Here is a 12,514-nt window from a genome sequence, read left to right on the forward strand (position 1 = left end):
CGCGAAGGTCCCGTACCGGTGATTGTCACTGAGTGCGTGCCTCGGCTTAGAGGGCAAGAGACACAGCTGCCCACGGTATCAGCCGTCATCCAGGCGGCCCAAACCGAGCACAGCGCCCCGCTCATGGGACCATGGAGGCTACGTATTGATCCCAACCGAGGCCGACCTGAGGCAGAAGGCCTCAAGAGACAGGACCCTGCGTGCCCGCGATCCCTAAAAATGTGCCCGAGCCGAGCCGCACCGACCCGGCTCTGATTCGCAACTTCTGCATCATCGCGCACATCGACCACGGCAAGTCGACGCTCGCCGACCGGATGCTCCAGCTGACCGGTGTGGTCGAGCAGCGGCAGATGCGTGCTCAGTATCTCGACCGGATGGACATCGAGCGAGAGCGCGGCATCACGATCAAGTCCCAGGCGGTGCGGCTGCCCTGGGCCCCGATCGAGGGGCCCGACAAGGGCAGTACCCACATCCTCAACATGATCGACACGCCGGGCCACGTGGACTTCACGTACGAGGTCTCGCGCTCGCTCGCGGCCTGTGAGGGCACGATCCTCCTCGTCGACGCGGCGCAGGGCATCGAGGCGCAGACTCTCGCCAACCTCTACCTGGCGATGGAGAACGACCTCAAGATCGTTCCGGTGCTCAACAAGATCGACCTCCCGGCCGCCCAGCCGGAGAAGTTCTCTGAGGAGCTCGCCAACCTCATCGGCTGCGACCCCGACGACGTGCTGAAGGTCTCCGCGAAGACCGGCATGGGCGTCGAGGCGCTGCTCGACAAGGTCGTCGCCGAGGTCCCGCCGCCGGTCGGTGTCGCGGACGCGCCCGCCCGCGCGATGATCTTCGACTCGGTGTACGACTCGTACCGGGGCGTCGTGACGTACGTACGAGTCGTCGACGGCCAGCTCAACAAGCGCGAGCGGATCCGGATGATGTCGACCGGGGCCACGCACGAGCTGCTCGAGATCGGTGTGTCGTCCCCCGAGATGACCCCGGCCGACGGCATCGGCGTCGGCGAGGTGGGCTACATCATCACCGGCGTGAAGGACGTCCGTCAGTCCAAGGTCGGTGACACGATCACCTCCCTGCACAAGGGCGCGACCGAGCCCCTCGGCGGTTACAAGGACCCGAAGCCGATGGTGTTCTCGGGCCTGTACCCGCTGGACGGCTCGGAGTACCCGGACCTGCGCGAGGCCCTCGACAAGCTGCAGCTCAACGACGCCGCACTGGTCTACGAGCCGGAGACCTCGGCCGCGCTCGGCTTCGGCTTCCGCGTCGGCTTCCTGGGGCTTCTGCACCTCGACGTGATCCGTGAGCGCCTCGAGCGCGAGTTCGGGCTCGACCTCATCGCCACCGCCCCCAACGTGGTCTACCGCGTGGACATGGAGGACGGCACCGAGCACACGGTCACCAACCCGAGCGAGTTCCCCGAGGGCAAGATCGACAAGGTCTACGAGCCCGTCGTGCGCGCCACGCTCCTCGCGCCCAGCGAGTTCATCGGCGCGATCATGGAGCTCTGCCAGACCCGCCGCGGCACCCTCCTCGGCATGGACTACCTCTCCGAGGACCGGGTGGAGATCCGCTACACCCTCCCCCTCGCCGAGATCGTCTTCGACTTCTTCGACCAGCTGAAGTCCAAGACCCGCGGTTACGCGTCCCTGGACTACGAGCCCACCGGCGAGCAGGCCTCCGATCTTGTGAAGGTCGACATCCTGCTGCACGGCGACCGCGTCGACGCGTTCTCCGCCGTCACGCACAAGGACGCCGCGTACGCGTACGGGGTGCGCCTGGTCGCCAAGCTGCGGGAGCTCATTCCGCGGCAGGCCTTCGAGATCCCCGTCCAGGCGGCCATCGGCTCCCGGGTCATCTCCCGCGAGACCATCCGCGCCATCCGCAAGGACGTCCTCGCCAAGTGCTACGGCGGTGACATCTCGCGTAAGCGCAAGCTGCTCGAGAAGCAGAAGGAGGGCAAGAAGCGGATGAAGATGGTCGGCTCCGTCGAGGTGCCGCAGGAGGCCTTCATCTCCGTGCTCTCCAGCGACGACGGCGGCGGTTCCAAGACCAAGAAGTAGCCCGCGGAGCTGCCCTTCGGCGGTGGGCCCGGCACGCGTCGCGCGTGGCGGGCCCACCGCTTTTGTGTGGGCCCTGTGAGGGGTGAGGACGTAGGGGTGAGCCCGATGAAGTCGGTGGCCGGAGCCCCTTACGCGGCAGGCGGGTGACCCTTACCCTGATCACTGCCCCATGGTTACTCGCCAGTTAAACAAGCCTCGTATCAACCAGCCGCGCAGTCTGAGACAAGCCGCACTGTCGCGGGCCCCGGAGGACGTCGTGAGCGACACACAGACCTTGATCGAGAACCGTCCGCCCTCCGTGGCGAACCTCTTCCTGGAGCGCGTGACAGCGACACCGGACGCCGAGGCCTACCGCTATCCGGTGCCCTCGGCCACCGGCACGGGCCCCGACGACTGGAAGTCGCTGAGCTGGGCGCAGGCCGCGCAGCGCGTGTACGCCATCGCCGCCGGCCTGGTCGAGCTGGGCGTGGGCCCGCAGGAGCGGGTGGCGCTCGCCTCCTCGACGCGGGTCGAGTGGATCCTGGCCGACCTCGGCATCATGTGCGCGGGCGCGGCGACCACGACCGTGTACCCGCAGACCAACGAGGAGGAGTCGGCGTTCATCCTGTCCGACTCCGATTCCAAGGTGATGGTCGCGGAGGACGCCGCGCAGCTCGCCAAGGCGCGGGCGCGTCGCGCCGAGCTGCCCGAGCTGCGGCACGTCGTGGTGATCGACGCGACCGGGGTCGTGCCCGACGCGGGCGACCCCGACGGCTGGGTGCTCACGCTTGAGGACCTGGAGGCGCGCGGCGCCGCGTACCTGGAGAAGAACCCTGAGGTCGTCAAGGAGCGGGTCGGGGCGATCCAGAAGGACCAGCTCGCCACGCTCATCTACACCTCCGGCACCACCGGGCGGCCCAAGGGCGTCCGGCTCCCGCACGACAACTGGTCGTACATGGCGAAGGCCATCGCGTCGACCGGGCTGGTGAGCGGCGAGGACGTGCAGTACCTGTGGCTGCCGCTCGCGCACGTCTTCGGCAAGGTGCTCACGTCCGGCCAGATCGAGGTCGGGCACGTCACCGCGGTCGACGGCCGCGTCGACAAGATCATCGAGAATCTGCCGATCGTGCAGCCGACGTACATGGCCGCCGTGCCGCGCATCTTCGAGAAGGTCTACAACGGCGTCGCCGCGAAGGCGCGGGCCGGCGGCTCCGCCAAGTACAAGATCTTCCAGTGGGCGGCCGGTGTCGCGCGCGAGTACGCGAAGGTCAGCCAGGACAACTTCCGGCGTACGGGCGTCGCCTCGGTGCCGTTCAAGCTCGCCTCGAAGCACAAGGCCGCCGACCGCCTGGTCTACAGCAAGCTGCGGGAGGCCTTCGGCGGGCGGCTGCGGGCGTGTGTGTCCGGCTCTGCCGCGCTCGCTCCGGAGATCGGCTACTTCTTCGCCGGCGCCGGAGTGCACATCCTGGAGGGCTACGGACTGACCGAGTCCAGCGCCGCCTCCTTCGTGAACCCCGGTGAGGCCTACCGCACCGGCACCGTCGGCAAGCCGCTGCCCGGCACCGAGGTGCGGATCGCGGACGACGGCGAGATCCTGCTGCGCGGCCCCGGCATCATGGAGGGCTACCACGGTCTGCCCGACAAGACCGCCGAGGTCCTGGAGTCCGACGGCTGGTTCCACACGGGCGACATCGGCGAGCTGTCGAACGACGGCTACCTGCGGATCACCGACCGCAAGAAGGACCTCATCAAGACCTCCGGCGGCAAGTACATCGCGCCCGCCGAGGTCGAGGGCCAGTTCAAGGCCGTGTGCCCGTACGTCTCCAACATCCTGGTGCACGGCGCCGACCGGAACTTCTGCACGGCGCTCATCTCGCTCGACGAGCCGTCGATCCTGGAGTGGGCCAAGGAGAACGGCCTCGGCGGCTCCTCCTACGCGGAGGTCGTCGCCGCGCCGCAGACGGTGCAGCTCGTCGAGGGCTACGTGAAGGAGCTCAACGAGGGCCTGCAGCGCTGGCAGACCATCAAGAAGTTCAAGCTCCTGCCGCGCGACCTCGACATCGAGCACGGCGAGCTGACGCCCAGCCTGAAGCTGAAGCGCCCGGTCGTCGAGCGTGAGTACAAGGCGCTCCTCGACGAGATGTACTCCGGGAGCCGCGAGGGCTGACGCCCCGAGGAGACGCCGCGGTCGAAGCGCCTCGGAGTCCCAGGGTCCTTCTGCAAGATTCGCCAGAAGGGCCCTAACCCCGGCGCACCAGCCGCAGCGTCTCCTTCATCTCCCCGATGTCGTGGCGCAGTTCCCGCACATCGGGGTCCTCGTCCTCGGCCAGGCGGCGCTCCATCATCGTCATGCGGGCCGCGAGGTTGTCCAACTGCTGGTGTTCGCGCGCCAAGAGGCGCTGCAGCTGACGGTTCTTGCGGTGCAGGTCGAGGAAGACCGTCACCTTCGCGCGCAGCACCCACGGGTCGAAGGGCTTGGTCAGGTAGTCGGCGGCGCCGGTCGCGTAGCCGCGGAAGGCGTAGCCGGTGTCGGCCTCCGTGCCCGTCAGGAAGATGATCGGGACGTCCTTCGTCTGGTCGAGGCGCTTGATGTTCGTCGCCGTCTCGAAGCCGTCCATGCCGGGCATCCGGATGTCCAGGAGGACGACGGCGAACTGCCTGCGCAGCAGCGCCTTCATCGCCTCCTCGCCCGAACGGGCCCTGACCAGCGGCTCGTTGAGCGGTCCAAGCACGGCTTCGAGGGCGGTCAGGTTGTCCTCCATGTCGTCGACAAGGAGGATGCTGGCCCGATCCGCCGAAGTGGACTCTGCAGTGGTCATGTTGACGGTGCCTCACTCAGTGGTCGCCGGAGTGCCGGAGACCTCGGGGGCGGACGGTTCCGCCTCCTCGGGGGCCAGCAGCTCGCACACGACATTCAGCAACTGGTCGACGTCCACCGGTTTCGGGACGTAATCGTTCGCGCCCTTGGCGATCGACTTCTCGCGGTCGCCGGGCATGGCCTTGGCGGTGAGCGCGACGATGGGAAGACCGGCCCATCGTGGCGTACCGCGGATGACGGAGATCGTCTCGTAGCCGTCCATCTCGGGCATCATGATGTCCATCAGGACGAGTTCGACATCGGGGTGGCTCTCCAGCGTCTCGATGCCCTCGCGGCCGTTCTCCGCGTACAGGACAGGCATGCCGACGCGGCCCAGTACGTGGGTGAGCGCGAAGACGTTGCGGATGTCGTCGTCGACGATCAGGACGCGGCGGCCCGGCAGGACCAGGCCCGGCCTGCCCGTCTTCCACCGCTCCAGCTTCGTCGGCGCCGGCCAGTTGTCCTCCTGTTCCGGCGGCTGCAGGGACGCGTACGTGTCCATGGAGACGCCCTGCTCCGGTACGAGGGCCGACTGCGGCAGGGTGGACGGTTCGTACCCGTCGGGCGGCTCGTGCCCGGGGCAGCGCACGGGGACGTACAGGGTGAAGGTGGAGCCCTCGCCGGGCTCGCTCTCCGCGACGATGTGGCCGCCGAGCAGCGCGGAGATCTCCCGGCTGATGGACAGGCCGAGGCCCGTGCCGCCGTACTTGCGGTTCGTCGTGCCGTCGGCCTGCTGGAACGCCTCGAAGACGACGGCGAGTTTGTCGCGCGGGATGCCGATCCCGGTGTCGGTGACGGCGAAGGCGAGCAGGTCCTCGCTGTCGACCAGCTGGGCCCCTTCGGGGGCCTTGACCAGGCGGACCCGCAGTTCGACGCGGCCCTGCGCGGTGAACTTGATCGCGTTCGACAGAAGGTTGCGCAGGATCTGCTGGAGGCGCTGTTCGTCGGAGAACATCTCGCGCGGCACGTCCTCGCCGACCGACACCTCGAAGGCGAGGCCGCGGTCGAGGGTGATGGGCCGGAAGGTCGCGTGGACGTAATCGAGGACCTTGATGAGGGGGAGCTTCTTGGGGCGTACGTCCATCCGGCCGGCCTCGATCTTCGACAGGTCGAGGATGTCGTTGATGAGCTGGAGCAGGTCCGAGCCGGAGCGGTGGATCGTCGTCGCGAACTGGACCTCCTGGTCGTTGAGATGGCCGTCCGGGTTGTCGGAGAGCAGCCGGGCCAGGATGAGCAGGGAGTTGAGCGGGGTGCGCAGCTCGTGCGACATGTTCGCCAGGAACTCCGACTTGTACTGCGAGGAGGTCGCCAACAGGGCGGCCTTCTCCTCCAGTTGGGCATTCGAGCGCTGCAACTCGGCCTGCTGCCGCTGCATTTCGTTCGACCGGTCCTGGAGCTGGATGGCGAGCCGCTGGGACTCGCCGAGCAGCGACTCCGTACGGGAGTTGGCGATGATGGTGTTGATGGCGACGCCGATGGTGTTCACGAACTGGTCGAAGAACGCCAGGTGGACGTCGGAGAAGCGGGAGAAGGAGGCGAGCTCGATCACACCGAGGAGCGTGTCCTCGAAGAGGATCGGGATGATCACGACCGACGCTGGCGCCGCCTCGCCGAGCCCGCTGTTGATGTTGATGTAGTCCGTCGGCACCTCCTCCACCAGGATCCGCTTCTTCTCCAGCGCCGCCTGCCGTACGAGGCCGTGGACCGGCATCCCGCCCGTGTTGATGACCGAGGCGGAGCCCGAACCGTAACCGGCGATGTACGCAAGTCCCTTGGTGGGTACGGCCATTGGCTGCTGTGAGCCGTCGTCGTCCTCCTCCGCGAGGAAGAACGCGCCGTACTGGGCGTTCACCAGCGGCGTCAGCTCGCGCAGGATCAGGTCGGCGACCTCCATCAGGTCGCGGTGGCCCTGCATCAGGGCGGCGAGGCGGGCCAGGTTCGACTCCAGCCAGTCCTTCGCGCGGGTCGTCTCGCGGAGGTTGGCCACCATCAGGTTGATGTTGTCCTTGAGCTCGGCGACCTCGCCCTGCGTGTCGACCGTGATCGAGCGGGACATGTCGCCCGAGGTCACCGCGGAGGCGACCTCGGCGATGGCGCGGACCTGCGTGGTCAGGTTCAGCGCCAGCTCGTTCACGTTCGTCGTCAGGCGCTTCCACGTGCCGTACACGCCCTCGACCCGTGCTTGCCCGCCGAGTTGGCCCTGGGAGCCGACCTCTCGGGCCACTCGGGTCACCTCGGAGGAGAACGAGGAGAGCGTGTCGACCATCGTGTTGATGGTCGTCTTCAGTTCGAGGATCTCGCCGCGCGCGTCGACGTCGATCTTCTTGGAGAGGTCGCCCTGGGCCACGGCCGTGGCGACCTGCGCGATGTTCCGCACTTGTGAGGTCAGGTTGTCCGCCATGTAGTTGACGTTGTCGGTCAGGTCCTTCCAGACGCCCGACACGCCGTGAACGGTTGCGCGGCCGCCGAGGCGGCCGTCCGTGCCGACCTCGCGGGCGACGCGGGTCACCTCGTCGGCGAAGCCGCGCAGCTGCTCCACCATCGTGTTGACGGTGTCCTTCAGCTCCAGGATCTCGCCGCGCGCGTCGACCGAGATCTTCTTGCCGAGGTCGCCCTGGGCCACGGCCGTCGTGACCTGTGCGATGTTGCGGACCTGGGAGGTCAGGTTCGACGCCATGAAGTTGACGTTGTCGGTGAGGTCCTTCCAGACGCCGGAGACGCCGCGGACCTGGGCCTGGCCGCCGAGGTTGCCCTCGGTGCCGACTTCGCGGGCGACGCGGGTGACCTCGTCGGCGAACGCGGAGAGCTGGTCGACCATCGTGTTGATGGTCGACTTGAGTTCGAGGATCTCGCCCTTCGCCTCGACGGTGATCTTCTTGCCGAGGTCGCCCTGCGCCACCGCCGTCGACACGAGCGCGATGTTGCGCACCTGCGACGTCAGGTTGTCGGCCATGAAGTTGACGTTGTCGGTGAGGTCCTTCCAGACCCCGGAGACGCCGCGGACCTGGGCGCGGCCGCCGAGCTGGCCCTCGGTGCCGACCTCGCGGGCGACGCGGGTGACCTCGTCGGCGAACGCGGAGAGCTGGTCGACCATCGTGTTGATGGTCGACTTCAGCTCAAGGATCTCGCCCTTCGCGTCGACCGTGATCTTCTGGCTCAGGTCGCCGTCCGCCACGGCCGTCGTGACCTGCGCGATGTTGCGGACCTGGGAGGTCAGGTTCGACGCCATGAAGTTGACGTTGTCGGTGAGGTCCTTCCAGACCCCGGAGACGCCGCGGACCTGGGCGCGGCCGCCGAGCTGGCCTTCGGTGCCGACTTCGCGGGCGACGCGGGTGACCTCGTCGGCGAACGCGGAGAGCTGGTCGACCATCGTGTTCACGGTCAGCTTCAGTTCGAGCAGCTCGCCCGTCGCCTCGATCGTGACCGTACGTGTCAGATCGCCCTGGGCCACCGCCGTCGTCACGAGCGCGATGTCCCGCACCTGCGCCGTGAGCCGCGAGGCCATGGTGTTGACCGCCTCGGTCACATCGCGCCAACTCCCGGACAGGCCGGTCACCTTGGCGCGCCCGCCGAGTCTTCCCTCGGTGCCCACCTCACGGGCCACCCGGGTGACCTCGCCGGTGAACAGGGAGAGCTGGTCCACCATCTTGTTGACCGAACGACCCAACCGCCGCAGGTCGCCCCGGAGTTGGCGGGTGCCGTCGTGCAGGTCGACACGCTGGGTGAGGTCGCCGCCCGCGACCGCCTCGAGCACCCGCGTGGCGTTCGCGGCCGGTGCGACGAGCGCGTCGATTATGGTGTTCACGTCGCCGACCCGGGTCACCCAGGCGCCCTGTCCAGGGCTCGCCTCCAGGCGCTCGTCGAGCCGGCCGTGCCGGGTGATCTCCCGCCGCACCCGCGCCAGTTCGGCGTTGAAGTGCACGCTGCGGTCGGCGAGCTGATTGAATGTCGCGCCGAGCTCGCCGACGATCCCGTCCGCCGCGATCGGTACATGCGCGAACGTGCCGTCCCGGGCAGCCGTCAGCGCGGCCAGTAACGGCCGGAGATCACTCGGGCGGATGGCTTCGTCACCGTAGCCCTTCTGAGGTGCACGCATACCACTGTTCTCACTCATAGCGGCCTACTTAGGTAACTCCACGCTTATGGGCGTGGTCAGTCTGTCACTCTGTCGGTGTCGCCTGAGGCGTCTTTGCCACAACTAACCAGGAGCCGAAACGTGGGTTCCATTCCGATCCAGCGGGAGAGCGCCTTCGGCGCCCCGGACGCGCCTGACCAGGCGACCGGGGTGCCGGTGGCCGCGCGCACGTCGCTGCCCGGAAACCCGCTCGCGCCCGCGGCCGCCCGTCGTTTCCTGCGCGCCGCGTTCGTCGACTGGACCGAACTGCCCGAGCTGTCGGAGTCCCTGACCCTCGACGGGCGGCTCATGGACGACGCGACCGTCGTACTCAGTGAACTCGTCACCAACGCCGTCGTCCACGCCGGCACCGGGGTCGACCTGCTGTGCCGCCTGGAGGGCGCCGCCCCCGACGGGAGCGTCACCGCGGGACTCGTCGTCGAGGTCACCGACCGGCACCCGGCCCGCGCCGTCCGCAACGACCGGGCGTTCCGCTCGCCGGAGATCCCCGAGTACGGCCGCGGACTCCAACTCGTCGCCTCCCTCTCCGAGTTGTGGGGCATCACCTACGGTCACGGTGCCAAGACCGTCTGGGCCCGCATCCCCGCAGACGCCCCGACACCCGCCGCTGAGACTCCCGACACTCCGGCCGGCGTGCGCAGCCTGCAGAGGGGCTTGCGCGCCGCGGAGATCCTGGCGCCCGCGTCCCGGCGCGCCCCCCAGGACCAGGACTGGATCAACCGCGGCGCGCTCTCCTTCCTCGCCGAGGCCTCCGACCTGCTCGCGGGACAGCTCGACGAGGACATGGTCGCCGCGCTCGTCGGCCAGCTCCTCGTGCCGCGGCTCGCCGACTGGTGCGCCGTCTGGTTCTACGAGGAGGAGGGGCGCGGCCTGCCGGGCGTCGTCGAGCACGACATGCGCGGCGCGGACCCGATGCCGCTGCCCCGGCTCGCCCGCGTCTGGCACACCCACGAACACCGCACCGAGGAGCTCCGCGGGCTCCTGGAGAAGGAACCCCCGCGGCTGCCCGACCGGCTCTCCGGCGCCGTCCCCGTGCCCTGGCCCTTCGACGCGCAGAGCAGCCCGGTCACCCAGGACACGGGCTCGGCGCTCGCCTACCGGCTCTCCGCCGGCGGCCGCGCCCTCGGCATCCTGCTGATCGGGCGGGCCGGTCTGCACCGCTTCCCCGACGAGATCACCGGGCTCGTCGAGGACTTCAGCCGGCGCGTCGCCCTCGCCGTCAGCGCGGCCCGCCGCTTCACCCGGCAGGCCACCATCAGCCGCATCCTGCAGCGCGGCCTGCTGCCCACGGTCATGGCCGAGATCCCCGGCGTGGCGAGCGCCCTCGTGTACGAGCCGAAGGAGGCGGGAGGACCCGGCGGCGACTTCTACGACGTGTTCCCGGCCGGCGCCGGACGCTGGTGCTTCGCGCTCGGCGACGTCCAGGGAAAGGGCCCGGAGGCCGCCGTCGTCATCGGGCTCGTACGGCCCTGGCTGCGGCTGCTCGCCCGCGAGGAGTACCAGGTCGCGCAGGTCCTCGACCGGCTCAACCGGCTGCTGCTCGACGACGCGACCGAGGCCTCCGACGCCGCGGCCCGCGCGCTCGCCGCGGCCGACGGCAGGGGCGTGCCACCGGAGGGCTCCACGTCCCGCTTCCTGTCGCTCCTCTACGGAGAGCTGACGCCCACCGAGGACGGCGTGCTGTGCACCATCGCCTCCGCCGGGCATCCGCTGCCGCTGCTCATGCGGCCCGGCGGGGAGGTCGTCGCCGCGGCCACGCCACAGGTGCTGCTCGGCGTCGTCGACGATCCGGACTACACAAGCGAAACGTTTGTGATGCGCACCGGGGACACGCTCCTGGGCGTCACCGACGGGGTGACGGAGCGGCGCCGCGGGGCCCTCCAGTTCGACGACGGGGACGGGCTCGCGCAGGCGCTCGCCGGGTGCGCGGGCCTGACGGCGCCGCTGCTCGTCGAGCGGATCCGGCGGCTCGTGCACGCCTTCGGTGACAGCCCGCCGGACGACGACCTGGCGCTGCTGGTGCTCCAGGCGCAGTGAGGGGGCGGCGTCGCCCACGGGTCGGCGCCGCCCATGGCGATCCGGTCGGTCGCGGAGGCGGGACAATGGGTCCATGCCTTCCGCACTTCCCGACGGTGAGCCCGTGCCCGACGACGGCTCGCTGCCCGCGTCCGCCCTCGCCGGGGCCGGGTCCCGACCCCTCGGCTTCTACCTGCACGTCCCGTACTGCGCCACGCGCTGCGGCTACTGCGACTTCAACACGTACACGGCCACCGAGCTGCGCGGCACGGGCGGCGTACTCGCGTCCCGTGACAACTACGCGGAGACGCTGATCGACGAGGTGCGGCTCGCGCGCAAGGTGCTCGGCGACGACCCGCGCCCGGTCCGGACCGTGTTCGTCGGGGGCGGTACGCCGACGCTGCTGCCGGCCGCCGACCTCGTACGGATGCTGGCGGCGGTCCGCGACGAGTTCGGGCTCGCGGACGACGCGGAGATCACGACCGAGGCGAACCCGGAGTCGGTGGACCCGGCGTACCTGGCGGAGCTGCGGGCAGGCGGCTTCAACCGGATCTCGTTCGGAATGCAGAGCGCCCGGCAGCACGTCCTGAAGGTCCTCGACCGTACGCATACGCCGGGGCGGCCCGAGGCCTGTGTCGCGGAGGCGCGGGCGGCCGGGTTCGAGCACGTGAACCTCGACCTCATCTACGGCACGCCGGGCGAGAGCGACGACGACTGGCGGGCCACGCTGGACGCGGCGCTCGGGGCGGGGCCCGACCACGTTTCGGCCTACGCGCTGATCGTCGAGGAGGGTACGCAGCTCGCGCGGCGGATCCGGCGCGGCGAGGTGCCGATGACCGACGACGACGTGCACGCGGACCGCTATCTGATCGCCGACGAGGTCCTTGGGGCGGCCGGGTTCGACTGGTACGAGGTGTCGAACTGGGCGACGTCCGAGGCCGGGCGCTGCCTCCACAACGAGCTGTACTGGCGCGGAGCCGACTGGTGGGGGGCCGGGCCCGGGGCGCACTCGCACGTGGGCGGGGTGCGGTGGTGGAACGTCAAGCACCCGGGCGCGTACGCGGCGGCGCTCGCGGGTGGGCGCTCGCCGGGGGCCGGTCGGGAACTCCTCGCGGAGGAGGACCGCCGGGTCGAGCGGATTCTCCTTGAGCTACGACTCCGTGACGGATGCCCGATGGAGCTGCTTCGGGCCGACGGCCTCGCGGCGGCGCGGAAGGCGTTGGCGGACGGTCTGCTGGAGGCGGAGCCGTTCGCCGCGGGCCGCGCGGTGCTGACGCTGCGCGGCCGGTTGCTGGCGGACGCGGTGGTCCGGGACCTGGTCGACTGAGGCGCACCCCCACGTAGGTGGGGAAGACGAACTCCTCGGCCGAGTGGACGAACTGATCGACGGGACACCTCCGCGAAGGCGGAGAGCACACAGTCGGCCAGACCCGGTGTGCTTAACGCACTGGAAAG

At 69.6% G+C, this 12,514-nt stretch carries 6 protein-coding genes; 4 read left to right on the forward strand and 2 right to left on the reverse strand.

Annotated features, from left to right (window positions below):
• Window positions 1–200: 200 nt before the first annotated feature.
• Both lepA and OG746_RS28300 read left to right on the forward strand, forming a co-directional pair.
• On the forward strand, window positions 201–2,072 hold the full coding sequence (gene lepA / locus OG746_RS28295) for a translation elongation factor 4 (RefSeq protein WP_266719753.1): 1,872 nt from the start codon (window positions 201–203) through the stop codon (window positions 2,070–2,072).
• A 256-nt stretch (window positions 2,073–2,328) separates the two neighbouring features.
• Complete coding sequence (locus OG746_RS28300; RefSeq protein WP_266719755.1) at window positions 2,329–4,218, forward strand: AMP-dependent synthetase/ligase; 1,890 nt, start codon at window positions 2,329–2,331, stop codon at window positions 4,216–4,218.
• A gap of 73 nt (window positions 4,219–4,291) precedes the next feature.
• Here the strand turns inward: OG746_RS28300 and OG746_RS28305 are convergent, their stop codons facing one another.
• Window positions 4,292–4,870, reverse strand: coding sequence for a response regulator (locus OG746_RS28305; protein WP_266719757.1), 579 nt, complete (start codon window positions 4,868–4,870; stop codon window positions 4,292–4,294).
• 12 nt (window positions 4,871–4,882) lie between these two features.
• The gene (locus OG746_RS28310) at window positions 4,883–9,022 is read right to left on the reverse strand and encodes a HAMP domain-containing protein (protein ID WP_266719759.1); all 4,140 of its coding nucleotides are present in this window, start codon (window positions 9,020–9,022) and stop codon (window positions 4,883–4,885) included.
• Window positions 9,023–9,124: 102 nt separating this feature from the next.
• Here OG746_RS28310 and OG746_RS28315 point away from each other — a divergent pair, with 102 nt between their 5' ends.
• Together OG746_RS28315 and hemW are read left to right on the forward strand one after the other, a co-directional pair.
• Complete coding sequence (locus tag OG746_RS28315; RefSeq protein ID WP_266719761.1) at window positions 9,125–11,080, forward strand: ATP-binding SpoIIE family protein phosphatase; 1,956 nt, start codon at window positions 9,125–9,127, stop codon at window positions 11,078–11,080.
• A 73-nt stretch (window positions 11,081–11,153) separates the two neighbouring features.
• Window positions 11,154–12,386: a radical SAM family heme chaperone HemW gene (hemW, locus tag OG746_RS28320; protein WP_266719763.1), complete on the forward strand. Its 1,233-nt coding sequence runs from the start codon at window positions 11,154–11,156 to the stop codon at window positions 12,384–12,386.
• The last annotated feature ends 128 nt before the right edge of the window (window positions 12,387–12,514 follow it).

Source organism: Streptomyces sp. NBC_01016, from assembly GCF_026341035.1.
Classification (GTDB): Bacteria; Actinomycetota; Actinomycetes; order Streptomycetales; family Streptomycetaceae; genus Streptomyces.